Here is a 25,109-nt window from a genome sequence, read left to right as displayed (position 1 = left end):
GTCAGCTCGCCTGTTGCAGCACGACGAGCGCCCGGGGGCCGACACTCACCGTCCCGCCGGCCTCGACGATCGCCGCGCCGTCGTCCGGGCGCATCGTGTCCACCACGATCTCCCACGCGGGGGCGAACTCGGCGGGCGGCACGGTGAACTCGATCGGCTCGTCATGCGCGCTGAAGCAGAGCAGGAACGAATCGTCGACGACACGGCGGCCGCGCCGGTCGGTGCCCGGGATGCCGTTCCCGTTGAGGTAGACGGCGATCGCGCGCCCGAAGCCGGAATCCCAGTCCTCCTCGGTCATCTCCGCGCCGTCCGGGGTGAACCACTCGATGTCCGGCAGCGTGTCGGCGGCGCCGGCACCGCGCCGCCGGCGCACCGGGCGGCCGTCGAAGAAGCGACGCCGGCGGAACGCGGGGTGCTCGCGGCGCAACTCGGCCATCCGCCGGGTGAACGCAAGCAGGTCGACGTCGACATGCGCCCAGTCGACCCAGGTGAGCTCGTTGTCCTGGCAGTACCCGTTGTTGTTGCCGTGCTGGGTGCGGCCGAGTTCGTCGCCGTGACACAGCATCGGCACGCCCTGCGACAGGAACAGGGTGGCCAGGAAGTTGCGGCGCTGCTGCGCGCGGAGCGCCACGATCTCCGGGTCGTCGGTCGGTCCTTCGATGCCGCAGTTCCACGAACGGTTGTGGCTCTCGCCGTCGTTGTTGCCGTCGAGGTTCGCCTCGTTGTGCTTCTCGTTGTACGACACGAGATCGAGCAGGGTGAACCCGTCGTGCGCGGTCACGAAGTTGATGCTGGCGACCGGGCGCCGGCCGGACGTCTCGTACAGGTCGGCCGAGCCGGTGAGCCGTGCCGCGAACTCGCCGATGGTGGCCGGCTCGCCGCGCCAGAAGTCCCGCACCGTGTCGCGGTACTTGCCGTTCCACTCGGTCCACTGCGGCGGGAAGTTGCCGACCTGATAGCCGCCCGGGCCGACGTCCCACGGCTCGGCGATGAGCTTGACCTGACTGACGATCGGGTCCTGCTGCACCAGGTCGAAGAAGGACGACAACCGGTCCACGTCGTAGAACTCGCGGGCCAACGTCGCGGCGAGGTCGAACCGGAAGCCGTCGACGTGCATCTCGGTGACCCAGTAGCGCAGCGAGTCCATGATCAGCTGCAGCGCGTGCGGGTGCCGCACGTTCAGGCTGTTGCCGGTGCCGGTGTAGTCGGTGTAGTGCGCGAGGGAGTCCTCCTCGAGCCGGTAGTACGCCGCGTTGTCGATGCCGCGGAAGGACAGCGTGGGCCCGAGGTGATTGCCCTCCCCGGTGTGGTTGTAGACGACGTCGAGAATGACCTCGATCCCCGCGCGGTGCAGGGCGCGCACCATCGCCTTGAACTCCTGGACCTGTGCGCCCGGTGAGGTGCCGGCCGAGTACTTGAAGTCCGGCGCGAAGAACGCGAGCGTGTTGTAGCCCCAGTAGTTTGCCAGCCCCTTGTCGACGAGGAACGAGTCGTTGACGAAGTGGTGCACCGGCATCAGTTCGATCGTGGTCACGCCCAACTGCTGCAGGTGCTCGACGATCACCGGGTGCGCGATGCCGGCGTAGGTGCCGCGCAGCTGCTCGGGCAGTTCGGGGTGCAACTGGGTCAGGCCCTTGACGTGCGCCTCGTAGATCACGCTGTCGGCGTACGAGTGCCGCGGTGGCCGATCGTCGCCCCAGTCGAAGAACGGGTTGATCACCACGCATTTGGGCATGTGCGCGGCCGAGTCGAGGTCGTTGCGGCTGTCCGGGTCACCGAAGTGGTATCCGAACAGCGACTCGTCCCACTCGACGATGCCGTCGATCGCCTTGGTGTACGGGTCGATCAGCAGCTTGTTGGGGTTGCTGCGCTGGCCGTTGCCCGGCTCGTACGGCGCATGGACGCGGTAGCCGTAGCGCTGACCGGGCTCGAGCCCGGGGACGAAGCCGTGCCAGACGAACCCGTCGACCTCGGGCAGCACGACGCGGGTCTCGGTGTTGTCGCTGTCGAACAGGCACAGTTCGACACGCTCGGCAACCTCGCTGAACAGCGCGAAGTTCGTGCCCGAGCCGTCGTAGGTTGCGCCCAGCGGATACGCGGTGCCGGGCCAGATCTCCACCCGCACAGCCTGCCAGATCGGCTCCGCGGCCCGACGGCGGTGTCAGCTGGTGCGGGTCGGCGAGGGTTTCGGGGCAGGCGAGGTCGGGCTCACGCCGGGCTGCTTTCCGCCAGGTTTGCCGGGATGCAGCCGCGGATGCCCCGGGATGCCGGGCGCGTAGCCGTCCGGCGCGCGGTACATCCGGCCGTACCCGTCCTGGTACATCCGGTGCTCGTGGCCGCCGCCGCTGAACGCGGCCCAGCCGATCAGCACGCCCAGCCCGATCGCCAGCAGCAGCGCGGCGGCCGCGAGCCCGGCGACGCCGGCCCGCCGGGCGGGGTTGACCCACGGCTCGCGGGGCGCCCGGTAGACCGGGGCGAACGGGTACGGCTGCGGCGCCGGCCCGAACGGGTAGTGCTGGCCTGGTGGTGGGCCCGCCGGCTCGGGTTCGGGCACGGCTGCTGTCGGCTGGTCGTCCGGTGGCGGTGTCGTCATCGGCTGCTCCTCACGCGTCCGCACCCACGGTACGGAGTGCGGCCCAGCGTGGCATGTGAACCGCGCCAGGGCACCCTCAGCGCGGGACGCGAGCCGCGAGTGCGCGCAGCGCCGTGCCGAACGCCTCGGCGGGCGGGGTGACCAGCCCGGCGCCCACCTGCCCGGTGCCGGCGATCTTGCCGGCCATCCCGGTGTTGATCTGCGGCAAGATGGCGGTGCGCACGACTTTGGTGACGTCGATTCCGAGCGGCGTTCCGCGGAAGTCCAGCACCGGCACCGCGAACGCGGGGTGCTCGCCCAGGGTGATCTCGTACATCCGGCGGGTGTTGGCCAGCGCGTCGCTGACCGTCCCGCCGACGAACCGGACGATCGCGGGAGCGGCGGCCATCGCGAAGCCGCCCAGGCCGATGGTCTCGGTGATCGCCGAGTCGCCGATGTCCGGGTTCGCGTCCTCGGGGCCGTAGTCGCCGAGGTACAGCCCGTCCGGCACCTGCGCCGGCCCGGTGAACCAGTCGTCGCCCGTGCCGGCGACCTGGATGCCGAAGTCGGTGCCGTTGCGGGCCATCGCGACGACCATGGTCGAGCCGGCGATGCCGCGCGCGCCGTCGAGCGCGAGCTTGCAGGCCGGCATCGCCAGGTTGAGGAAGAAGTGGTCGTTGCCGCCGACGAAGCGCAACACCGCGGCGACGTCGGCCGACGGCAGGCCGGCCTCGACCAGGTCGGGGCCGAGCTCGCGCAGCAGCATCAGCGTCCCGGCCCGGTTGCGGTTGTGCGCCTCGTCGCCCATCTGCACCATCTGCGCGAGGATCGCGGTGATGTCCACCGGCCCGTGCCCGCGCACCGCCAGCTGCAGCGCGGGGCCGAGCACGGTCGCCATCCAGCGCAGCCGGTCCAGCACCTCGGGGGAGTACGCGCCGTAGCGCAGCACCTTGCCCAGCCCCTCGTTGAGCGAGCAGTAGGCGCGGCGCCCGGTCTGCGGGTCCTCCAGCACCCACACCCACATCGACGCCGACAGCACGCCGGCCATCGGGCCCACGGCGCTGTGGTGGTGGCACGGCTCCAGGGTGAACTCGCCGCGCTCGTAGTACGCCGCGGCGTCGGCGGGATCGGCCACGAGCCCCTCGAAGGCCGCGGCGCCGAGCAGGGCGCCCTGCATCGGGCCCGACGTTCGCGCCCACTCGATCGGCGGCCCGGCGTGCAGCAGCTGCCGGTCGGCCAGCCCGAGCGCCTCGCGTGCCGGCACGACGTCGACGAGCAGCGCCCGCGCCGACGCGACCCGGCGCAGCGCCTCGGCGTTCGCGCCGGCGCGGCGCGGATCGCCCATCACGGCGGCGAGATCGGCCTCGGTGCCGGGCATCGGCGGGGCCCAGTCCACGCGCACGACGCGAGCCGCCTGGGCCTGCGCGGCGTCGGCGAACAGGTCGGCGCCGGCGGTGATCAGGGTCGGCTCGCCGTCCAGTGTCTTCACGAGGTGCTCCCGATCAGGTCGCAGGCGAATCGGGCGGCGGCCGCGTTCGAGACGTAGACGTGGGCACCGGCGCCGCGAAGTGCGGCGGCCTGCGCGGACAGGTCCTGCGGATCGGCCTTGGCGCCGATCAGCGAGACGACGACGGCCGGCCCGCCCAACTCGGCGATCACCGGCGCGAGTTCGGCCGCCGGATCGGGGTGCGCCCCGTGGCCGAGGACCACGTCGAGCAGCAGCACGGCGGTGCGCGGGTCGGTGCCGTACGCGGCCAGCCGCTCCAGCCGCAACGACGGGTCGATCATCGGGTGCGGCCTGCCGGCGGTCAGTTCGTCGTCGCCGAAGTCCAGCAGGACGTGCCGGCCGTCCCACTCGGCGCGGGGGTCCACGCGCCACTGCGGCTGCAGCGGGATGTTGGAGGCGATGGGGCCGAACCGCTCGCCGGCGATGAGCATCGCCTCGTCGCACAGCGTCCCGCCGGCGAACAGGCCGACCAGCGCTCCGCGGCGCGGCGCGACCTCGCGACCCGGCCAGTGCGGCCACTGCGGTACGTCGACCTTCAGCGCGCGCAGCAACTCCTCGGTCGCCGCGGTGAGGTCCGGCTGCCCGGGGCCCAGCAGGGCGAACTGCACCGGCGTGCCGAGCCGGTCCGCGTGGGCGCGCACCGTCGCGGCGACCTCGTCGGCCGGCGGCTTGGAGATCACCAGGATCTGCTCGGTGGCCGGGTCGCGGTCGAGCACGTCCAGCGCGGCCAGCGTGGAGCGGCCGCCGACCGCGGCGGACAGGTCCCGCCCGCCGACCCCGAGCGCCGCGGTGACGCCGACCCCGGCCGCGTCGAGCAGGCAGAGCACCTGCTGCGCGCCCGTCCCGGACGCCGCCACGATCCCGACCGGCCCGGGTGCGACGGTGTGCGCGAAGCCGAGCCCGATGCCACCGACCACGGCCGTCCCGCAGTCCGGGCCCAGCACCAGCAGGCCGCGGTCGGACGCGACGTCCTTGAGCCTGATCTCCTGTTCTACCGGGACGTTGTCGGAGAAGATCATCACGTTGCAGCCGGCGTCGAGCGCGTCCATCGCCTCGGTGAACGCGTGCTGTCCGGGGACCGAGATCAGGGCGAGAGCCGCTCCGGCCTCGCGCGCCGCCATGCCGACGGTGCGTGGCGGCAGGGCGGCCACCGGCCCGTCGCCGCCGCCGGGCCGCGCCGCGAGGGCGTCGGCCACCTCGGTGAGCGCGCCGGCGATGGCCGCGGCGTCTTCGGCCCGCAGCGCGATCACCAGGTCGTTCGGGCCGGCGCCGGCCGGGGTGGCGAAACCCATCCCGTCCAGCAGGTCGAGGTTGAGCGGCGTCCCCATCGCGACCAGGGCCGCGCTGACGCCGTCGGCGGCCGCGACCCGCCGGCTGACCTGCATCAGGGTGACCGAGTCGGCGTACGCACCCTGGCGCGCCTCGACGTGCTCCACCGCCATGATCGCCTCCGCCGTCACGCCGCGGTCGTCGTCGCCGCGGTCGTCGTCGCAGCGCCGACGCCCGCGGCGTACTCGGCCGCCCGCAGCAGGCCGCGTGCCAGGGCGGTGCCGGACGTGTGGCCCACCGCGAGCAGCGCGACGAGCGCGCTCGTGTCTCCGGGGGAGGCGAGCGCGGCGCCCACCTGCGGCACGCATTCGCCGCGGATCGCGTGACGCAGCAGTTGCGCGGACAGCGCGGTCGTCGCGGCCGGCGCCTGCTCGGCGACGAACCGGCCGAGCGGGCCGGCGGGGACCCCGAGGGCTCGGGTGCCGAGCAGGAACCCGGCGAGCACGTCGTCACCGGCCGGCGTCAGGCCCGGTCCCCGGCCCAACAGCGAACCGGCCAGGTCGCACGAGCCGACCGTCAGGCCGCCGATCAGCCGGGCTTCCACGCCGCAGTCGAACGCGGACAGGGCCGAGCGCCATCTGTCGATCGGAATGCTCGTCCCCTTGCGGACTCGCGCCGGCGCCCAGTGCCGTGCGACGAGCACAGCGCCCGGCCCGGCGCGTCCCGTCCAGCGGATCGCGCCCTCGCCGACCGACACCGCATCGCGCACATCGAGCGAGGTCAGCGGCAGTTCGGCCGAAGACGTGCTCAAGGTGAGGGAACAGGGCAGGCGCACGGCGTCGCGCGCCAGCACCGCCACGACGGCGTCGTCGGTGCCGAGGTAGAGCGCGTACGGGCCCGAGCCGAGCAGGCGGGCGGGCACGGGCGGGCCGGCGAGCAGGTCGCGCAGCGCGCTGCTGGCGGCTGCGCGGATCTGCATGGTTAGCGAAGCTACGGCAGGCGTACGGTGCGCCCCATGGAGAACGTTGCCAACGTTGTGCCGCCGCAGCGACGTGATCTGCCAGTGGCCGCCGACTACGCCCTCACGGTTCGCGGGCTGCTCGCACTGCCGAGCCTGGCCGGTGCCGAGGTGGCTGCGGGCGCTGCCGGCCTGGACACCGTGGTGCGCTGGGTGAACGTCATGGAGGTTCCGGACATCCTGCCGTGGGTCAAGCCGAACGAGCTGCTGCTGACCACCGGCTTCCCGTTGCGCCACGGCGGGCAGGGCGGCACCTTCGACCCGTCCGTGGTCGCCCGGCTGGTCGACGGGCTGGCCGAACGCGGGGTCAGCGCGCTCGGCGTCAAGACCGGCCGCTACCTGGACGAGCTCCCGCCGGACATGCTCGACACCGCAGAGCGGCACGGCTTTCCGGTGCTCGTGCTGCCTCGGGGCGTCGCCTTCGACGAGGTGATGTCCGAGGTGTTCACGCAACTCGTCGACCGGCAGACCTGGGCGCTGGACGTCGCCGACCGGCTGCACCGCACGCTGACCGCGCTCGTGCTCGGCGGCGGCGACCTGCCGCAGATCGCCGCAGAGGTGGCTGCCCTGTTCGACACCGCCGTGCTGATCTGCTCGCCGGACGGGCGGGTGCAGACCACCGGTGGCGCCGAGGCGAACTCGGCGGCCCTCGCGGCGCTGCCGCTGTTCGACCCGTCCGGCCGGTTCCGCACCGAGCAGGTACACGCCGGGCTGCAGGACGCGCCGGACGCCACCGGCGGGCAGCTCGCCGTCGCCCGCGTGATCGCCGGCGGCACCGACCACGGCCTGATCGCCGCATACGGGCCGAACGGCGGCCTCGGGCCGGTCACCGTGCAGGCGCTGGAGCGGGCCGCCACCGTCGCCGCGCTCGCGATCACCAAGCAGCTGGCAGTGTCGGCGGTCGAGTCGAAGTTTCGCGGCGACTTCCTGCGCGACGCGCTCAACGGCGTGGCCGGTCCACCCGAGCTGGTGACCGAGCACTGCGCGCAGCTCGGCTGGGACGTCGACCGGCCGCTCGCCGTCATCGTCGCCCGGCTGGACGAGTCGTCCGGGCCGGCCAGCGTGGCAGGTCGCACGCCGATGGACCGGCTGACGGCGGCCTGGGAGCAGGTACTGCGTGCCCGCGACCGCGCGGTGCCGGTCGTCGGGTTCACCCACGAACTGGTCGCGCTCGTGCCCGCCGAGCCGGAGTCCGTGCAGCGCACCGTCGCCGAGCTGGTGTCGTCGGTCGCGGGCGATCGCGGCGGCGGGCGGCGCTCGTTCAGCACCGGCGTCAGCAGGGTGATCGGCTCGATCGCCGACCTGGCTGCCGCGTACGAGCAGGCCGGCACTGCGGTCCGGGTCGGGCGGCGGACGCACGGACCCGGCGCGGTCGCCCACTTCGACGGGCTCGGTGTGCACCGGGTGCTCTCGCTCGTCAGCGATCCCGGCGAGCTGCGGGCCTTCGCGGCCGAGGTGCTGGGGCCGCTGGGCGCGGACACGCCCGACGCGCTGGACCTGCGCGGCACGCTGCAGGAGCTGCTCGACCGCAACTGCAACGTGGCCGAGACGGCGCGCTCACTGCATTTCCACTACAACACGCTGCGCTACCGGATCACCAAGCTGGAGACGATGATCGGCCCGTTCACGTCGGACGCGAACCTGCGGCTGGACGTGGCGCTGGCGCTGCGGGTCGTCCAAATGCGCGGTTTGTGAACGACACTTTCCTATCTGCGCCAGCAACATCCCTCGGCCTTCGTCAGATTTGCACAATGATCGGCCGTTGACGGCGGCCCTACCGTCTCGGTGAGCGTGCTCACAGTGAGCGCGCCGGCGAGACGATCATGCGGGTCCGCAGAAGGGGCGACGCGAATGTCTGCTTTTGGCTGGAAGCTGGTGTACGGGGGCAAGACGCCTCCGCCCGGCGAGGTGGTACGCCCCGGCGAGCGGCTCTCGTGGGGTCGCACCGTCGGGCTCGGCGCGCAGCACGTGGTGGCCATGTTCGGGGCCACGTTCGTCTTCCCGGTGATCATGGGGCTGAACCCGAACCTCGCGATCATGATGTCCGGTGTCGCGACGATCATCTTCCTGTTCATCGTGAACGGGAAGGTGCCGTCCTACCTCGGCACCTCGGCCTCGTTCGTCGCCGGTGTGGCGGCCGTGCGTGCGCAGGGCGGCAACTCCAAGGAGGTCACCGGAGCGATCCTGGTGGCCGGCGTGGTGCTCGTCCTGGTCGGCATCGTGGTGCACTTCGCCGGCGGCGGGATCGTGCAGAAGGTGCTGCCGCCCGCCGTCACCGGCGCGGTGGTCATGCTGATCGGCTTCAACCTGGCGCCGGTGGTCGCGGGCGTGTACTGGCCGCAGGATGAGTGGATCGGCCTGCTCACGATGGCGTTCGTGATCGCGGCGGCCGTGCTGTTCCGGGGCTTCTGGTCCCGGATCGCGATCTTCCTCGGCCTGCTGTTCGGCTACGGCCTGTCCTGGGCGTTCGACCACATCTTCGGCAAGATCAACTCGGTGCTACCGGACGGCAGCGGCCCCAAGCCGCACCACCGGATCGACTGGACCGGGGTGAAGAACGCCGACTGGCTCGGCTTCCCGCACAAGTCGGTGTTCGCGGCAGACGGCAAGGAGCAGATCGTCGGCTGGCACGGCCCGAGCTTCTCGATGACGTTCATCCTGCTGATCCTGCCCAGCGTGATCGCGCTGATCGCCGAGAACGCCGGGCACGTCAAGGCGGTCAGCGAGATGACCGGCGAGAACCTCGACCCGTACCTCGGCCGGGCGTTCATCGGCGACGGTGTGGGCACCGCGATCGCCAGCGCGGTCGGTGGCGCCCCGACGACCACCTACGCCGAGAACATCGGCGTCATGGCGGCCACCCGGGTCTACTCGACGGCCGCGTACTGGGTGGCTGCCGTCGTCGCGATCCTGCTCGGCTTCTGTCCGAAGTTCGGGGCGATCGTGAGCGCGACGCCGGGCGGCGTGCTCGGCGGCATCACCGTGGTGCTGTACGGGATGATCGGCCTGCTCGGTGCGAAGATCTGGATCGAGAACCACGTCGACTTCGCCAACCCGGTGAACCTGGTGCCGCTCGCCGCCGCGCTGATCGCCGGAATCGGCGGCGTGTCGCTGAAGTTCACCAACGACTTCTCGATCAGCGGCATCGCACTCGGCACGATCTTCGCGATCGTCTTCTACCACTTCGTCCGGTGGCTGGCACCGCAGCACCTGCGCATCGAACCGCAAGGCGCCGGGCGCGGCTACGAGGGTGGTGCCATGCTCTCGACGGGCAACGTGGAGACACCCGAGGGCGAACTGTCCCCGTTCGCGACGGAGGGTTCCGGGCCGGAGTGAAACCGCCACCGTTCGGCTACTCCAGGCCGGAGTCCGTCGCCGAAGCCCTGACGACGCTCGCCGACCTGGGTGCCGACGGCAAGGTGCTCGCGGGCGGCCAGTCGCTGCTGCCGATCCTGTCCATGCGACTGGCCGCCCCGCATCACCTCGTCGACATCAACCGGCTGCACGAACTGGACTACGTCCGGGTCGACGCGCAGGCGGTGCGGGTCGGCGCACTGGCCCGGCACGCGCACGTTCTCGCGGACGAGGACGCCTACCGGGCGCAGCCGTTGCTGCGTACCGCACTGCGGCTGGTCGCCCACGCGACGATCCGCAACCGCGGCACGACCGTGGGCAGCCTGGCGCACGCCGACCCCGCGGGCGAGATGACCGCCGTGCTCGCGCTGCTGGACGGCACGGTGCGGGTCGCCTCGGCTGGCGGCGCGCGCGACGTGGCAGCCGGCGACTTCTTCCTCGGGCCGCTGGAGTCGGCGGTGCAGGCGGGCGAACTGGCGGTCGAGGCGAGCTTCCCGGTGCTGCCTGCGGGTGCCGGCACCGAGTTCGTCGAGGTCGCGCGGCGGCACGGCGACTACGCGGTGTGTGGCGTCGCCGCTCTCGTCCAACTGGACGCCACCGGGGCCGTTTCGGCGGCACGTGCCGCGTACCTGTCGGTCTCGGCGACGCCGCTGGTGCTCGACCTGACCGAGGCCGCCGTGCCGGGTTCCGGGGCCGCGCCGGACTTCGCGGCTGCCGCCGACGCCGCGCGCGGGCAGCTCGAGCCGGAGGCCGACATCCACGCCACCGCCGACTACCGTCTGCACCTCGCCGGCGTGCTCACCGCCCGCGCGCTGGAGGGCGCCTACCGGCAGGCACAGGAACGGAGCCGCGCATGAACGAGCAACTTCACCAGATCCGGCTGGACGTGAACGGCGCGGTCCACGACCTTCAGGTTCCCGCCCGCCGGCTGCTGTCGGACTGCCTGCGTCACGACCTCGAGCTCACCGGGACGCACGTCGGCTGCGAGCACGGCGTGTGCGGCGCGTGCACGGTGCTCGTCGACGGCGCGCCGATGCGCTCGTGCCTGTTGCTGGCGGTGAGCGTCGACGGCGCGCGGATCACCACGGTGGAGGGGCTGGCCGCCGGTGACACGCTCTCGCCGGTGCAGCAGGCGTTCCGCGACTGCCACGGTCTGCAGTGCGGGTTCTGCACGCCGGGGTTCCTCACCACGATCACGGCCGGGTTGCGCGAGAACCCCGACCCGAGCGAGGACGAGGCGCGCGAGATGATCGCCGGGAACCTGTGCCGCTGCACCGGCTACCAGAACATCGTCAAGGCCGTGCTGCGCGCGGCGGAGCTGTCGGCATGACGACGCGACTGTTCGGCGAACCGGTCGCGCGGGTCGAGGACGAGCGGCTGCTGCGCGGGCACGGCGGCTACCTCGACGACCTCGGCAACGACGCGCTCGAGTGCGCCTTCGTGCGCAGCCCGCACGCGCACGCCCGCGTCGACGGCATCGACGTCGACGACGCCCTCGAGGTGGACGGGCTGGTCGCGATCTACACGTACGAGGATCTGCCCGACCGGCTGGCCGAGCCGTTGCCGCTGCTGATCCCGCACCCGGCGCTCACCCAGGGCCGCACCCAGTACGCGCTGGCGCGCGACGTCGTGCGGCACGTCGGCGAGCCGGTCGTCATGGTCGTCGCCCGTAACCGGTACCTGGCCGAGGACGCCGCCGGCAAGATCACGGTGAGCTACACCCCGCTGCCGCCGGTGGTCGGCATCCCGGCCGCCCGCGCGGCCGAGCACCTGGTGCACGCCGACGTCCCGGGCAACGTGGCCGCCAACCTGGTGCAGCAGGTCGGCGACGTCGACGGCGTGCTCGCCCGCGCGCCGCACGTGCTCGAGCTCGACCTGCACGTGGAACGCTCGGCGTCCACGCCGCTCGAGGGCCGCGGGGTGCTCGCGCGTTGGGACACCGAGTCGCACCGGCTGCGGATGTGGAGCTCGACCCAGACCTCGACCGGGGTCCGCGCCGCGGTGGCCGCCAAGCTCGGGCTCGCCCTGATGGACGTCGACGTGATCACCCCGGACGTCGGCGGCGGCTTCGGCGTCAAGATCGTGCACCCCTGGCCGGAGGAGGTGCTGGTGCCCTGGGCGGCGCGACAGCTCGGCCGCCCCGTCAAGTTCGTCGAGGACCGCCGCGAGCACTTCATCTCCGCCGCGCACGAACGCGCCCAGGAGCACCACGTCCGGGCCGGTTTCGACGACGAGGGCCACCTGCTCGCGCTCGACGTGCGGTTCTGGCACGACCACGGCGCGTACATCCCGTACGGGCTCATCGTCCCGATCATCACCTCGACCCAGCTGCTCGGGCCGTACAAACCGCGCGCGTACCGCGTCGAGTTCGACTCGCTCTACACGAACACGCTGATCGTCACGCCGTACCGCGGCGCCGGCCGGCCACAGGGTGTGTTCGTGATGGAACGGGTGATGGACGCGATCGCGCGCGAACTGGGCCTGGACCGCACCGCGGTGCGCGAGCGCAACTTCATCAGACCGGACGAGATGCCCTACGACCACGGGCTGATCTTCCAGGACGGCCGCCCGCTGATCTACGACTCCGGTGACTTCCCGGCGTCGCTGGCGAAGCTGAAGGACCTCGTCGGCTGGGACGAGTTCGCCGCCTACCGGGCACAGGCCGCGGCGGAGGGACGGCGCGTCGGCATCGGGCTCGCCTGCTACGTCGAGGGAACCGGGGTCGGCCCGTACGAGGGCGCGCACGTCGTCGTCGAGACCAGCGGCAAGGTGAAGGTGTCGACCGGGCTGACGACGCAGGGGCAGGGGCACCAGACCGTCTTCGCGCAGATCGTCGCCGACGAGCTCGGCGTGCCGATGTCGGACGTCGAGGTGGTTACCGGTGACACGCGGCGATTCGGTTACGCGGTAGGGACGTTCGCCTCGCGGGCGGCGGTGATGAGCGGCTCGGCGATCGCGTTGGCCGCGCGTGCCGCACGCGCCAAAGCGCTGCGCGTCGCCGCAGACGCGCTCGAAGCCGATCCGGACGACCTGGAGATCGTCGACGGCGTGGTCCGCGTGGTCGGCTCGCCCGGTGCGGAGATCTCCCTCGGAACGGTGGCGGTGCTGTCCAACCCGCTGCGCTACGCGTTCGACGACTCGGCACAGGCGGCGACCCAGTTCGCCGTGGGCGACACCAGCAAGCCGCCGGTGGGCGAGGACGACGAGCCGGGCGTCGAGGGCCGCGACTACTTCTCGCCGATGCGCTCGACGTTCGCGAACGGCATGCACGCGGTGATCGTCGAGACCGACCCGGACACCGCCGAGATCACGATCCTGCGCTACTGCGTGGTGCACGACTGCGGCCCGCTGATCAACCCGCGCATCGTCGAGGGACAGATCCACGGTGGGGTCGCGCAGGGCGTCGGCGGGGCGCTGTACGAGCGGATGGCGTACGACGAAGCTGGGCAGCTGCAGAACGCCTCGTTCATGGACTTCCTGATGCCGTACGTGACCGAGGTCCCGCGCGGCATCGAGATCGATCACCTCGAGACGCCCTCGCCGCTCAACCCGTTGGGAATCAAGGGCGCCGGCGAGGCAGGCGTCATCCCCGGCGCGGCCGCGATCGCCGCCGCCATCGAGGACGCCGAGGGCTTCCCGATCACCGCCATGCCCATCTCGCCGAGCGAGCTGTTCGAGCTGCGCCGCAAGCACTCCGAAGGGAACCGATCGTGAAAGTCAGTGGCGAGGCCACCTTGCATGCACCCGTCCAGGACGTGTGGGCGGCACTGAACGATCCCGCCGTGCTGGTGCGGACGATTCCCGGTTGCGAGCGGCTGGAGTCGACCGGCCCGGACGCGTACCGGATGACCGTCACCGCCGGAGTGGCCTCGATCAAGGGAACGTACAGCGGCCAGGTGCAGCTGTCCGACCAGGTGGCGCCGAGCTCGTTCCTGATGACCGCGTCCGGCGCGGGCGGCCCGGGCACGGTGAGCACCGAGGTGCGGGTCGCTCTCGCCGACGCCGGCGACGGCAGTACCCGGCTCCGCTACGACGCGGACGCCGTTGTCGGCGGAGTCGTGGCCGGGGTCGGCCAGCGGATGCTGGTCGCGGTCGCCAAGAAGACGGCCGGCGAGTTCTTCCGCGCCGTCGACGACGTGCTCACCGGCACCGCGCCCGCCGTTGCCGTGCGGCCGGCGGTGATCGGCGGGACGGCGCCGGCCGAGCCCGGCGTGTTCGTCGCGCCCACTGCCCCGGCAGTGTCCGGACGCCCTGGCGAGTTCGCCCGCGGCGCGCTGGTCGGCGCGGCCATCGCGCTCGCCGGCGTGCTCGTCGGGGTGCTGGCCGGGCGCCGCCGTCAGCCCTGATCCGGGTACACCACCAGCGCGCTGCCGCCGCCGCGGCGCACCGGTTCGGCTGCCGCCTGGAACCGCCCGTGGCCGAGGAAGTCGATTCCGGTCGCGTTGCCGATCTCCGCGTCGAAGGGGAGCACCGGCCCGGTGTCCTCGGTGAACTGCTCGCCGTACTGCGACGTCAACTGATGCGCGAGCGCGCTGGTGTAGAAGGCCGGCTCGGCCAGACTCGTCGCTGTGTTGCGCTGGCTGACCCGCGGCGCCGCGATCGCGTCCGGAAGGGACATGCCGAAGTCGACGTGGTTGAGCAGGATCTGCAGCACGGTGGTGATGATCGTCGAGCCGCCGGGGGAGCCGAGCGTGAAGGCGGGCGCGCCGTCCTTCAGCACGATCGTCGGGTTCATGCTCGAGCGCGGTCGCTTGCCCGGCGCCGGCAGGTTCGGGTCGTACGTCGTCGGCGTCGCAGCAGCGAAGTCGAAGTCGGTCATCTCGTTGTTCAGCAGGAACCCGCGGTGCGGCACGGTCATGCCGCTGCCCGCGATCTGCTCGATGGTGTTGGTGTAGCTGACCACGTTGCCCCAGCGGTCGGCGGTGACGATGTGGTTGGTCGACGTGCCCTCGTGCACCGGGTTCGCCTGCGCCCTCGCCGCGGGACACCCCTGGTACGGCGGGTAGGGGACGCCGGGCGCGACCGGGGAGGTCAGCGCGGTGTCACCGATCAGGCAGCGCCGTGCCGCCGCGAAAGCCGGGTCGAGCAGGCCCTGCTCGGGCACCGGCACGTACCGGTCGTCGCCGATGTACGCGTTGCGGTCGGCGAACGCGATCCGGCTCGCCTCAAGGTAGTGGAACAGCGCCTGGGCGCGCGGCTCGCTGCTGAGGTCGTAGCCGGCGAGGATGTTCAGCGCCTCGCCGGTGGTGAGGCCGCCACTGGACGACGTCGGCATGCCGTACACGTCCAGGCCGCGGTAGGACACGTGCGTCGGCGGCTGGATCCGGGTGGTGAAGTTCGCGAGGTCGCGAGCGGTCATGATGCCGGGACGGACCGTGAACGATGTCCCGCTCCACACCGGCGGGTGCTGCACGGTGTGCGCGACCTCGCTGCCGAGCCGGCCGCCGTAGAGGTAGCCCACGCCGTGCCGGGCCAGTGCGCTGTAGGTGGCCGCCAGGTCCGGGTTGCGGAACCACGAACCCACCGGCAGCGGCTGGCCGTCGCGCGTCAGGAACAGCTTGCGGCTGGTGGTGAACGCCTGCAGGTCGGGAAGCGACACCTGCTCCTGCTGCACGAAGTCGGGCTGGACGGTGAAGCCGTGCCGCGCCAGGTCGATCGCCGGCTCCAGGTCGTGCGCGAGGCTGCGTGTGCCGTACCTGTTCACCGCGGTGGCCCAGGTCGCCGGTTGGCCGGGCACGCCCACCGACAGGCCGGAGTGGCGCGCCTCCTCGAACGCGAGCGGCCGGCCGGTCGACGGATCGAGGAACAGCTGCGGTGTGCAGCCGGCCGGGCACTGCTCGCGGCCGTCGATGGTGACGACCTGGTGCGTGCGCGCCAGGTAGATGACCATGAAGCCGCCGCCGCCCGGCCCGGCCACGAACGGCTCGGTGACGCCCATCGTGCTCGCGACCGCGACTGCCGCGTCGATCGCGTTGCCGCCGTTCCGGAGAACGTCGATGCCTGCCTCGCTGGCGTGGAACTCCGCCGAGGCGACCGCGCCGCCGGATCCGGTGGCGACCGGTTCCTTGACGTAATGCGGGCCGCGGTGCTGAGGGTGCGCATCCGCCGCGGGGGCGAGAGCGAGGGGGGCGGCGAGCAGGCAGGCGGCTACCGCGAACACCGGACGATTCATGGCATGGCTCCGTAAGCGTCATGAATTGGGTGATTCAGGCGTACTCCGGTGGTGGGACGGGTGTCAACGGTCTGCGAAGCGTGTGGTCACCAGGGCGTTCGCGGCGGGGACGAGCACGGTCGGGATCAGGACGGGCAGCAGCAGCATGCTGCGCCGCCCTCAGGTATGGCGGCAGCGACCTGCGCCGGGCGCTCACGCCGGCGCGTTCACGTGAACGCGCTACGCGGATCCCCGAATACGGGTGAGCTGCCGAAACTGTCGTAAGGCGGCAGCAGGCTAGCTGACATGGCGATGACAGATTCTCCTGGTCCCGTAGACGATCCGGCGCCGCTGCTCAGCCCGGTGAGCGAGTCCATCGCGGACGCCTCGCTCTCCACGGACGAGCTCGGGTCGCGCATCGTCGCGCTCTCCGGCCGGCTTGCGGCGGCGACGTGCCGGTTCCTGCTGCTGGTGGCCGAGTTCGACGCGCGCGACGGATTCTGCCGCTTCGGCATGGCCTCGACGGCGGCGTGGCTGCAGTACGCGTGCGGCACGGCGCACCGAACGGCTGTCGAGCACGTGCGGGTCGCCCGGTCACTGGCGGCGCATCCGGCACTGGCATCGGAAATGCGCGCGGGCCGGCTGTCCTACTCGCAGGTCCGTGCGATCAGCCGGGTCGCCGACCTCGGGGACGACACGATGCTGACCGACCTGATCAACCTCGCCAGGAACGGCACCGTCGGGCAGTTGGAGGACACGGTACGCGGCCTGCGCACCGTCGAGGACCAGAACGACGAACCGGCCGGTCGGCGGGAGCAGTACGTGCGGCGCGGCTGGACCGGCGAGAGCCAGTACCGGATCTCCGCTCGGCTGGATCCCGAGGCGGGGGCGCTGCTGGACTCGGCGCTCGATGCGGTCGCGGCCGGAGCGGGCCTCACCCAGGCCGAGGCGCTCGTCCGGCTGGCCGAGATCGGTCTGGCCGCGGTGCGCGACGCCCGGGCCCGGGAGTTGCGGCAGGACGAACTCGCCGCCGTCGTGGTGCACCTGGACGTGGACCGGCTGCCTGCCGACGCACCGGACGACACAGGTGGGGCGCGTTCAGCTGAACGCGCCCGACGCCCGGTCGCTCGCATCGATCACGGACCCGGTCTTTCCGACGCCGTGGTACGCCGAATGCTTTGCGCCGGGCGCGTTCGTACAGCAGTCAGGGACGGGACCAAGGTGCTCGACCTGGGGCGCAGCCGCCGGCTCGTCTCCACGAAGCAGTTCCGGGCACTGGTGCTGCGCGACGGCGGCTGCGCCGCACCCGGTTGCCGCCGCCGCAGGCACCTGCACGCGCACCACGTCCGGCACTGGATAGACGGCGGACCCACAGACCTGGCCAACCTCATCCTGCTCTGCGGTGCGCACCATCGCGCCCTGCACGACGGCGCCTTCCGGATCGTCGCGCACGGCGACGAGACCTTCAGCTTCCGCCTCGCCGACGGCCGCGACTGGCCACAGCACCTCGACCCAGCTCGCTTGATCGGCACCGCACGGTGGGTCGAGCAGGAACACGACGTCGTCGCGGACGCGGCGACCACGCGCTGGGACGGCAGCCGCCTCGACCGCGACCTCGCGGTCTGGGGAATCGCCCAGCACCTGCGGCGCACCAGACCCGCCGCCTGATCCCTCCCGACGGCAAGATCACCGTCGCGTTCGGCTGGCACGGTGCGCCGCCCCATGACGACGAGCTGCCGGAGCTTTCGGCAAGGGTTGCCGACGAGTTGGGCTAGTCCTGCCAGTTGACTCTTCGACATGGGCATCCGCATCGGCATCGACACCGGCGGCACGTTCACCGACGTCGTCGCGTTCGACGAGGACACCGGCACCCTGACCACGACGAAGACACCGTCCACACCGGCCAATCCCGCGGACGGCTTCGTCGAGGGGATAAGCAAGGTGCTCGGCCTGCTCGCCGCGGACGGCTCGGACGTCACCGCGGTCAGCCACGGCACCACCGTTGCCACCAACCAGCTGCTCGAGGGCAAGCTCGGCGAGCTCGGCTTCATCACCACCGAGGGCTACGAGTTCATCCTCGAGATCGCCCGCCAGTCGGTGCCCGACGGCTACGGCAACTCCTACTTCTGGGTCAAGCCGCCGCGCATCGTCCCCGCGCACCTGGTCAAGACCGTCGGCGGCCGGCTCGACCACACCGGTGCCGAGTTGCGCCCGTTCGACGAGAGCCGCGCGATCGAGGTCGCCCGGTGGTTCCGGGACCGCGGCGTCACCACCCTGGGCGTCTGCTTCCTGCACTCCTACGCCAACCCCGAGCACGAAGAGCGGATGCGTGACGTGCTGGCGCGCGAGCACCCGGACGCGATCGTGTCCATCTCCTCGCAGGTGCTGCGCGAGTACCGCGAGTACGAGCGGTCGATGACCACGCTCGTCGACGCCGCGGTCAAGCCCAACGTGTCACGGTACGTCCGCTCGATCGGCCAACGGCTGGCCGGTGTGGCGACGCGGTCTGGGGGTCCCCCCGCCAGTGAGGGCGTAGCCGGTGGGGGAGTGCCGTTCTACGTGATGAAGTCCAACGGCGGCGTGCTGTCCGCCGAGGAGGTCGTGCACCAGCCGATCACCACCGTGCTCAGCGGGCCCGCCGCCGGTGCCCTCGGCGCCGCCCTGATCGCGAACGCCGCCGGTTTCGCGAAGGTACTCACCTGCGACGGCGGCGGCACGTCCACCGACGTGTCGGTCGTCCTCGACGGCGAACCGACGCTGACCACCGAGGGAACCGTCGGCGCCTACCCGTCCAAGATCCCGATGATCGACGTGGTCACCGTCGGTGCCGGTGGCGGCTCGATCGCCTGGGTGTCACCCGAGGGCACGCTCAAGGTCGGCCCGCGCTCGGCCGGCGCCGACCCGGGGCCGCTGTGCTACGGCAAGGGCGGCACCGAGGTCACGGTCACCGACGCCCATGTCGTGCTCGGCCGCATCCCGCCGCACCTGCTCGGCGGTGAGGTGCCGCTGGACGTCGACGCCGCGCGGGCCGGGCTGGCCGGCCTCGGCGCGCGACTCGGCCTGGACGTCGAGGCATGCGCGAGCGGCATCCTGGAGATCTCCGCGTGGAACCAGGCCAACGCGCTGCGCCAGATCACCGTCAAGCGCGGCCTGGACGTCCGCGACTTCACCCTGACCACGTTCGGCGGGTCGGGCTCGCTGCTGCTGTGCCGGCTCGTCGACATCCTGGGCCTGCGTGGCGTGCTGGTCCCACCCGACCCGGGCAACGTGTCCGCGTTCGGGCTGCTCACCGTCGACGTCAAGAACGACTACGTGCGCACCGCCGTCCGCCGGCACAGCGAACTCGACCCCGCGGCGACCGAGACGGTCTTCGCGCAACTGCGCGACGAGGCGGCCGCGGCGCTGCGCAAGGAGGGCTTCAGCGACGACACGCACCGCTTCGCCCGCACCGCCGACCTGCGCTACTTCGGCCAGGCGTTCGAGGTGCGCGTGCCGGTGCCAGACACGGCACTCGACAGCGCGGTCGCCGATGGCGTCGCGTCCGCGTTCCACGACGCGCACCGGGCGCTCTACGGCTACGACTTCCGTGACGACGAGCGCCAGCACGTCGAGTGGGTGAACCTGCGCGTGTCCGGCATCGGCCCGATCACCCGTCCCGACCTGCGCGAACGCGCCGCGGGCGACGGCGCAGCAAGGCGGGCGCGCACCGGCAACCGGCCGGTGTGCTTCGCCGCCGCCGACGGCTACATGGACGCCGACGTCTACTGGCGGCCCGATCTGCAACCCGGCGACACGATCGCCGGGCCGGCGGTCATCGAGGAGTACGGCTCGACCGTGCCGGTGCATCCCGGCTTCGCCGTCCGGGTGGACAGCTTCGGGAACCTGCTGGTGGAGGCAACACGATGAGCACGCTGACCAGCACCAGGAACGTCGACCCGGTGTTGCTGGAGATCGTCGCCGGCAGCCTGGCCTCCATCGAACTGGAGGTCGAGACCGCGATCGGCCGCACCTCGCGTTCGCCGATGATCCGCGACGCGCATGACTTCCGCGCCGGCATCCACGACCGCCTGCTGCGCAAGCTCACCGGCCGCTCGTACAGCGCGCTGGTGCACCCGATCGCGCGCGACTTCCCGCTGGCGACGATGCGTCCCGGTGACGTGTTCTTCCACAACGACGTGTACCGGTCCGAGGGCGGCATCGGGCACCTGCCCGACCTCTGCGTCACGGTTCCCGTCTTCCACGACGACGAGGTGGTCGCCTTCGTGCAGGCCTTCGGCCACCACGACGACATCGGCGGCGCGGTCCCCGGGTCGATGCCCAGCCACGCGACGAGCGTGTACGAAGAGGGGCTGATGGTCCCGCCGATCAGGCTGTGGGACCAGGGCGTCCCCAACCGGGCGGCACTGACGATCATGACGCGCAACTCGCGGATGCCCGAGTCGCTGGCTGCCGACCTGGACGCCGAATGCGCCGCCTGCCTGATGGGTTCGCGCCGGCTCGGTGAGCTGTTCGCGCGGTACGGGCGCGACACCGTGGAGGCCTGCTTCGACGCGATCATCTCCAACACCACCGAGACGTTCCGCCGCGAGATCCTCGCCAAGATCCCGACCGGGACGTGGACCTGGGAGGACTACGCCGAGCACGACGGTGTCGACGAGCCGCGGCTGCACACCCAGCGGATCACGCTGAGCAAGAACGACGAGGACGGCGGCAAGCTGATCGTCGACTTCACCGGCACCGCCCCGCAGGCCAGGGGCCCGATCAACCACTGCGGCGACTACGCCGACGGGAACTTCCTGAAGAAGTGGCTCGCACCGATCCTGCGCAACCTCGCCGACAGCCCGGAGCGGATGGCCGAGCTCGACGTCAACGAAGGCGTCGTGGACCTCATCGAGATGCGCTTCCCGCCGCCGGGCACGCTGCTCACGCCGGTCTTCCCGGCACCCACCAACGCGCGCACCTTCGTGATCCTGCGGCTGCTCGGCGTGCTCGCCGGGGTGGTGGCCAAGGCGGTGGACGGGCGGATGCCGGCCGACCAGGAGACGATCCGGTACACCGGCGTCTACGGCACCGACGACGCGGGTGAGCCGTACCTGATGCGCGAGGTGCTCGGCGGCGGGTCGGGCGGGCGCTACTACGCCGACGGCGAGGACACCATCCACGTCGTGCCCGATTCGCGGAACCTGCCCACCGAGTTCACCGAGTCACGATTCCCTTTCATCGTCGAACGATTGGGCCTGGCCGTCGACTCAGGCGGTGCCGGGCAGTTCCGTGGCGGCCTCGGTTACGAGAAGCACATCCGGATGCGCCGCGACGCGCACTTCATGTCCATCGCCGACCGCTCGATCCTGGCCTGCTGGGGCGTGCGCGGCGGCAGGGCGGGGCAGCCGTTCCAGGTCACCATCGACCCGGGCGGGCCGGGGGAGCACGACGTCGACGCCCTGGTCGACGCCGAGTTCGTCCCGGCCGGCACGGTGATCCGCATCCGCACCACCGGCGGCGGCGGCTGGGGCGACCCGATCGAGCGCGACGTCCAGCTCGTGGTGCAGGACGTGCTGTGGGGCAAGGTGTCCCGCGCGGCGGCCGAACGCGACTACGGCGTCGTGATCACCGGCCCCGCCGACGCGCCGTCCGCCGACCCGGACGCAACCGGCGCGCTGCGGTCCCGGCTGCGCGCCGAGCGTCCCGGGGAACGGCCGTTCTTCGACCGTGGCCCCGGCTACGCGCGACTGTCCGGGGGCGCCGCGTCGTCCGAGTTCGACCACCTAGGGTGAACGGCGTGCGAATCAGGACCGTGGATGCCTTTGCCGACAAGCCGTTCAGCGGCAACCCCGCCGGCGTGGTGGTGCTCGACGAGTACCCTGCTGACGCCGTGCTGCAGGCGATCGCGGCCGAGCTGAACCTGTCCGAGACCGCCTTTGCTGTGCCGTCCGCCGGCGGCTACCGGCTGCGTTGGTTCACCCCCGGCACCGAAGTCGACCTGTGCGGACATGCGACCCTGGCCACCGCGCACTGCCTGTTCGCCGACGGTGTCCCGTCGCCCGTCGCGTTCGACACCCGCAGCGGCACCCTCACCGTGAACCGCTCGAGCGAGGAGTACGCGCTGGACTTCCCGGCCCGGCCGGCCACCGAGTGCGCCGAGCCGCCCGGACTGTCCGCCGCGCTCGGCGGCACGCCTCGCTGGGTGGGACGCGGCGGCACCGACGACCTGCTGTGCGAGCTCGCGGACGAGCAGACGGTGCGCGAGTTGCGTCCCGACATCGGCGCACTCGCCGCTGTCGAGGCGCGCGGCGTGATCGTCACCGCGGCCGCCGAACCCGGCAGCGGATACGACTACGTGTCACGGTTCTTCGCGCCGCGCGTCGGCGTCAACGAGGACCCGGTGACCGGCAGCGCACACACCGTGCTTGCGCCGTACTGGTCGGCGAAGCTGGGACGCGACACGCTCCTCGGCTACCAGGCCTCCCGGCGCGGTGGCCGGGTCGGCACCCGGGTGGCGGGCGACCGGGTCGTGTTGACCGGCTCGGCCGTGACCGTGCTGGACGGGACGATCGAACTGTGAGCGGTCCGCTGGACGGCGTCCTAGTCGTCGACCTGTCCCGGGCGCTCGCCGGGCCGCACGCGGCGATGATGCTCGGCGATCTGGGTGCTCGCGTGATCAAGGTGGAGTCACCGTCCGGCGGCGACGACACCCGATCGTGGGGACCGCCGTTCATCCAGGGCAGTGACGGTGAGCGCCACTCGACGTACTTCCTGTCGTGCAACCGCAACAAGGAGTCGATCGCGCTCGACCTCAAGAGCGACGACGGCCGCGAGACGCTGACCGCGCTGATCGAACGCGCCGACGTGCTCGTCGAGAACTTCCGGCCGGGGGTCCTGGATCGGCTCGGCTTCGACACCGACCGGCTGCACGCGCTGAACCCGCGCCTGGTCGTCTTGTCGATAAGCGGGTTCGGTCACGACGGCCCCGAGGGCGGCCGCGCCGGGTACGACCAGATCGCGCAGGGGGAGGCCGGACTGATGTCGCTGACCGGCCCGTCGCCTGACGAACCCACCCGCGTCGGCGTGCCGATCGGGGACCTGCTCGCCGGCATGTACGGCGCCTACGGGGTGGTCGCCGCGCTGCACGAACGCGAGCGGACGGGCGCCGGGAGGATCGTGCGCACCAGCCTGCTGGCGGCGATCGTCGGCGTCCACGCGTTCCAGGGCACCCGCTACACGGTGGCCGGCGAGGTGCCGCGGCAGACCGGCCAGCATCACCCGTCCATCTGCCCGTACGGGCTGTTCCACGCCGCCGACGGTCCGGTGCAGATCGCGGTCGGCAGCGACGGGCTCTGGCGGCGGATCGCCCCCGCCTTCGGCCTGGACCGGCCGCAGTGGGCCACGAACCCGGAGCGCGTCGGCGACCGCGACGCGGTGATCGCCGCCGTCAACGAGGCCTTCGGCCGGCACACGTCCGCAGACGTGCTGGCGCTGCTGGACGAGCTGGGCGTGCCGGCCGGCAAGGTGCGCGACCTGCGCGAGGTGTACGAGTGGGAGCAGACCCGCTCGCAGGGGCTGCTCGTCGACGTCGAGCACGCCGCCCTGGGCACGATCACGCTGCCCGGGCCGCCGCTGCGCTTCGACGGCGCGCCGCCGCGCGAGCACGCCGCACCGCCGACGCTCGATCAGCACGGCGCCGCGATCCGGGCCTGGCTGGCGACGTGAGTGGCCTCGGCGCGCTCGAGTTGGTGGAGCGGGTCACCGATCCGGGCAGCTTCCGCCGCTGGGACGACGCGGTCGACGGTCCCGTGCCGGACGCCGCCTACCGGGCCGAGCTGGACGAGGCGCGCCGGCGCACCGGGCTGGACGAGTCCGTCGTCACCGGCGAGGCGCTGCTCGGCGGACGGCGCGTGGCGATCGTGGTGTGCGAGTTCGCGTTCCTCGCCGGCTCGATCGGGGTGGCGGCGGCCGAGCGGCTGGTGCGCGCGGTGGAGCGAGCGACCACCGAGGGGTTGCCGCTGTTCGCCGGACCGGTGTCCGGCGGCACCCGGATGCAGGAGGGCACCGTCGCCTTCTTGCAGATGGTGAAGATCTCCGCCGCGGTGACCGCGCACAAGGCGGCCGGGCTGCCGTACGTCGTGTACCTGCGGCACCCCACGACCGGCGGGGTACTCGCCTCGTGGGGCTCGCTCGGGCACGTCACCGCGGCCGAGCCGGGCGCGCTGATCGGCTTCCTCGGCCCGCGGGTGTACCGCGCGCTGTACGGCAGCGACTTCCCGGACGGCGTGCAGCGCGCCGAGAATCTGGCCGCGCACGGGCTCGTCGACGCGGTCGTCTCGCCCGAGCAACTGCGCACCGTGGCCATCGACGCCCTCACCGTGCTGGCGGCGCCGCGCGAGGCGCCGCCGCCGGTGCCCGAACTGCCGCGCGAGCCGCTGCCCGACGTCCCGGCCTGGGACTCGATCCTGCGTTCGCGCCGCCCGGAACGCCCCGGCGTGCGGGCCCTGTTGAAGGTGGCCGCGAACACCGTCACGCCGCTGCAGGGCACCGGCGAGGGCGAGCTCGAACCCGGCCTGCTGATCGCACTGGCGCGATTCGGCAACGCACCCTGCGTGCTGCTCGGTCAGGACCGCCGGTTCGCCGCCAGGCCGATGGGTCCGGCCGGGCTGCGCGAGGCGCGCCGCGGCATGCGGCTGGCCGCCGAGCTGCGGCTGCCGCTCGTCACCGTCATCGACACCGCGGGCGCGGCCCTCAGCCAGGAGGCGGAGGAGGGCGGCCTCGCCGGCGAGATCGCCCGCTCGCTGGCCGAACTGACCACGCTGCGCGCGCCGACGATCTGCGTGCTGCTCGGCCAGGGCGGCGGTGGCGGCGCGCTGGCGCTGCTGCCCGCCGACCGGGTGCTGTGCGCGCAGCACGCCTGGCTCTCACCGCTGCCTCCCGAGGGGGCGTCCGCGATCAAGTTCCACACCACCGAACGGGCCGCCGAGATGGCCGGCAAGCAGGGCGTGCGCAGCCTGGACCTGCTCGAGCACGGCATCGTCGACCGCATCGTCGTCGAGCACCCGGACGCGGCCGACGAGCCCGCGGCGTTCCTGCAACGCCTGGGCCGGGTGCTCGAACACGAGCTGGCCACCCTGCTGCGCCGTGACACCGACGCCCTGGTCGCCGAGCGGCTGGGCCGCTACCGCCGCCTCGGCGTGCCGGGCTGAGGCGAACTCACCAACACGAGCCCGGGATTGGGCGAACATTGCCGATG

General features: G+C 72.3%; 18 protein-coding genes. 12 read left to right on the top strand and 6 right to left on the bottom strand.

Features of this window, described 5'->3' with window-relative positions:
* Window position 1: 1 nt before the first annotated feature.
* The 5 genes from glgX to M6B22_RS00660 form a co-directional block, all read right to left on the bottom strand.
* Window positions 2–2,125 carry a glycogen debranching protein GlgX gene (gene glgX / locus M6B22_RS00680; RefSeq protein WP_407935576.1) on the bottom strand — a complete coding sequence of 708 codons (2,124 nt, stop codon included), beginning with the start codon at window positions 2,123–2,125 and terminating at the stop codon, window positions 2–4.
* A gap of 36 nt (window positions 2,126–2,161) precedes the next feature.
* Window positions 2,162–2,593: a hypothetical protein gene (locus tag M6B22_RS00675; protein WP_269443838.1), complete on the bottom strand. Its 432-nt coding sequence runs from the start codon at window positions 2,591–2,593 to the stop codon at window positions 2,162–2,164.
* Between the two features lie 76 nt (window positions 2,594–2,669).
* Window positions 2,670–4,061 carry a YlbE family protein gene (locus M6B22_RS00670; RefSeq protein WP_269443837.1) on the bottom strand — a complete coding sequence of 464 codons (1,392 nt, stop codon included), beginning with the start codon at window positions 4,059–4,061 and terminating at the stop codon, window positions 2,670–2,672.
* Window positions 4,058–5,539, bottom strand: a complete 1,482-nt coding sequence (locus M6B22_RS00665) for a hypothetical protein (protein WP_269443836.1) — start codon at window positions 5,537–5,539, stop codon at window positions 4,058–4,060. The genes M6B22_RS00670 and M6B22_RS00665 overlap by 4 nt, the downstream gene beginning before the upstream one ends.
* Entirely contained in the window at window positions 5,536–6,327 is a 792-nt protein-coding gene (locus M6B22_RS00660) for an oxamate carbamoyltransferase subunit AllH family protein (protein ID WP_269443835.1), read from the bottom strand. The genes M6B22_RS00665 and M6B22_RS00660 overlap by 4 nt, the downstream gene beginning before the upstream one ends.
* Before the next feature lie 36 nt (window positions 6,328–6,363).
* On the opposite strand from M6B22_RS00660, the gene M6B22_RS00655 reads away from it, so the two are divergent.
* The 6 genes from M6B22_RS00655 to M6B22_RS00630 all read left to right on the top strand — a co-directional run bounded on the left by M6B22_RS00655 (window position 6,364) and on the right by M6B22_RS00630 (window position 14,066).
* A complete protein-coding gene (locus M6B22_RS00655) occupies window positions 6,364–8,061 on the top strand; it encodes a PucR family transcriptional regulator (RefSeq protein WP_269443834.1) in 1,698 nt (565 codons plus the stop codon).
* 156 nt (window positions 8,062–8,217) lie between these two features.
* Window positions 8,218–9,702: a uracil-xanthine permease family protein gene (locus M6B22_RS00650; RefSeq protein ID WP_269443833.1), complete on the top strand. Its 1,485-nt coding sequence runs from the start codon at window positions 8,218–8,220 to the stop codon at window positions 9,700–9,702.
* The gene (locus tag M6B22_RS00645) at window positions 9,699–10,577 is read left to right on the top strand and encodes an FAD binding domain-containing protein (RefSeq protein WP_269443832.1); all 879 of its coding nucleotides are present in this window, start codon (window positions 9,699–9,701) and stop codon (window positions 10,575–10,577) included. The genes M6B22_RS00650 and M6B22_RS00645 overlap by 4 nt, the downstream gene beginning before the upstream one ends.
* Window positions 10,574–11,050 (top strand): (2Fe-2S)-binding protein, encoded by a 477-nt coding sequence (locus M6B22_RS00640; protein WP_269443831.1) that lies wholly within the window; start codon window positions 10,574–10,576, stop codon window positions 11,048–11,050. Before M6B22_RS00645 ends, M6B22_RS00640 begins: the two co-directional genes overlap by 4 nt.
* The gene (gene cutA, locus M6B22_RS00635) at window positions 11,047–13,434 is read left to right on the top strand and encodes an aerobic carbon-monoxide dehydrogenase large subunit (protein WP_269443830.1); all 2,388 of its coding nucleotides are present in this window, start codon (window positions 11,047–11,049) and stop codon (window positions 13,432–13,434) included. The genes M6B22_RS00640 and cutA overlap by 4 nt, the downstream gene beginning before the upstream one ends.
* Window positions 13,431–14,066, top strand: a complete 636-nt coding sequence (locus tag M6B22_RS00630) for an SRPBCC family protein (RefSeq protein WP_269443829.1) — start codon at window positions 13,431–13,433, stop codon at window positions 14,064–14,066. The genes cutA and M6B22_RS00630 overlap by 4 nt, the downstream gene beginning before the upstream one ends.
* Here M6B22_RS00630 and ggt read toward each other — a convergent pair.
* A complete protein-coding gene (ggt, locus tag M6B22_RS00625; RefSeq protein ID WP_269443828.1) occupies window positions 14,057–15,892 on the bottom strand; it encodes a gamma-glutamyltransferase in 1,836 nt (611 codons plus the stop codon). The two genes, M6B22_RS00630 and ggt, sit on opposite strands and share 10 nt — an antisense overlap.
* 285 nt (window positions 15,893–16,177) lie before the next feature.
* Between ggt and M6B22_RS00620 the strand changes: the two genes are divergently transcribed.
* From M6B22_RS00620 to M6B22_RS00595, 6 genes are all read left to right on the top strand, one after another.
* A complete protein-coding gene (locus M6B22_RS00620; RefSeq protein WP_269443827.1) occupies window positions 16,178–17,539 on the top strand; it encodes an HNH endonuclease signature motif containing protein in 1,362 nt (453 codons plus the stop codon).
* A gap of 129 nt (window positions 17,540–17,668) precedes the next feature.
* Entirely contained in the window at window positions 17,669–19,777 is a 2,109-nt protein-coding gene (locus M6B22_RS00615) for a hydantoinase/oxoprolinase family protein (protein ID WP_269443826.1), read from the top strand.
* A complete protein-coding gene (locus M6B22_RS00610; RefSeq protein WP_269443825.1) occupies window positions 19,774–21,645 on the top strand; it encodes a hydantoinase B/oxoprolinase family protein in 1,872 nt (623 codons plus the stop codon). The genes M6B22_RS00615 and M6B22_RS00610 overlap by 4 nt, the downstream gene beginning before the upstream one ends.
* A gap of 5 nt (window positions 21,646–21,650) precedes the next feature.
* Complete coding sequence (locus M6B22_RS00605; protein WP_269443824.1) at window positions 21,651–22,433, top strand: PhzF family phenazine biosynthesis protein; 783 nt, start codon at window positions 21,651–21,653, stop codon at window positions 22,431–22,433.
* Window positions 22,430–23,578: a CaiB/BaiF CoA transferase family protein gene (locus M6B22_RS00600; protein WP_269443823.1), complete on the top strand. Its 1,149-nt coding sequence runs from the start codon at window positions 22,430–22,432 to the stop codon at window positions 23,576–23,578. Before M6B22_RS00605 ends, M6B22_RS00600 begins: the two co-directional genes overlap by 4 nt.
* Window positions 23,575–25,062 carry a carboxyl transferase domain-containing protein gene (locus M6B22_RS00595; RefSeq protein ID WP_269443822.1) on the top strand — a complete coding sequence of 496 codons (1,488 nt, stop codon included), beginning with the start codon at window positions 23,575–23,577 and terminating at the stop codon, window positions 25,060–25,062. The genes M6B22_RS00600 and M6B22_RS00595 overlap by 4 nt, the downstream gene beginning before the upstream one ends.
* Window positions 25,063–25,109 lie beyond the last annotated feature (47 nt).

The organism is Jatrophihabitans cynanchi, assembly GCF_027247405.1.
Lineage (GTDB): Bacteria > Actinomycetota > Actinomycetes > Mycobacteriales > Jatrophihabitantaceae > Jatrophihabitans_B > Jatrophihabitans_B cynanchi.
The sequence above is the reverse complement of the archived record's forward strand: the minus strand, read 5'-3'. Positions and strand labels throughout refer to the sequence as shown.

What these genes read in the sequence shown, in the direction of transcription:
- M6B22_RS00675 (WP_269443838.1), bottom strand. Translation starts at nt 2,593, where the DNA reads ATGACGACACCGCCACCGGACGACCAGCCGACAGCAGCCGTGCCCGAA.
- M6B22_RS00660 (WP_269443835.1), bottom strand. Translation starts at nt 6,327, where the DNA reads ATGCAGATCCGCGCAGCCGCCAGCAGCGCGCTGCGCGACCTGCTCGCC.
- M6B22_RS00655 (WP_269443834.1), top strand. Translation starts at nt 6,364, where the DNA reads ATGGAGAACGTTGCCAACGTTGTGCCGCCGCAGCGACGTGATCTGCCA.
- M6B22_RS00650 (WP_269443833.1), top strand. Translation starts at nt 8,218, where the DNA reads ATGTCTGCTTTTGGCTGGAAGCTGGTGTACGGGGGCAAGACGCCTCCG.
- M6B22_RS00640 (WP_269443831.1), top strand. Translation starts at nt 10,574, where the DNA reads ATGAACGAGCAACTTCACCAGATCCGGCTGGACGTGAACGGCGCGGTC.
- cutA (WP_269443830.1), top strand. Translation starts at nt 11,047, where the DNA reads ATGACGACGCGACTGTTCGGCGAACCGGTCGCGCGGGTCGAGGACGAG.
- ggt (WP_269443828.1), bottom strand. Translation starts at nt 15,892, where the DNA reads ATGAATCGTCCGGTGTTCGCGGTAGCCGCCTGCCTGCTCGCCGCCCCC.
- M6B22_RS00620 (WP_269443827.1), top strand. Translation starts at nt 16,178, where the DNA reads ATGGCGATGACAGATTCTCCTGGTCCCGTAGACGATCCGGCGCCGCTG.
- M6B22_RS00615 (WP_269443826.1), top strand. Translation starts at nt 17,669, where the DNA reads ATGGGCATCCGCATCGGCATCGACACCGGCGGCACGTTCACCGACGTC.
- M6B22_RS00610 (WP_269443825.1), top strand. Translation starts at nt 19,774, where the DNA reads ATGAGCACGCTGACCAGCACCAGGAACGTCGACCCGGTGTTGCTGGAG.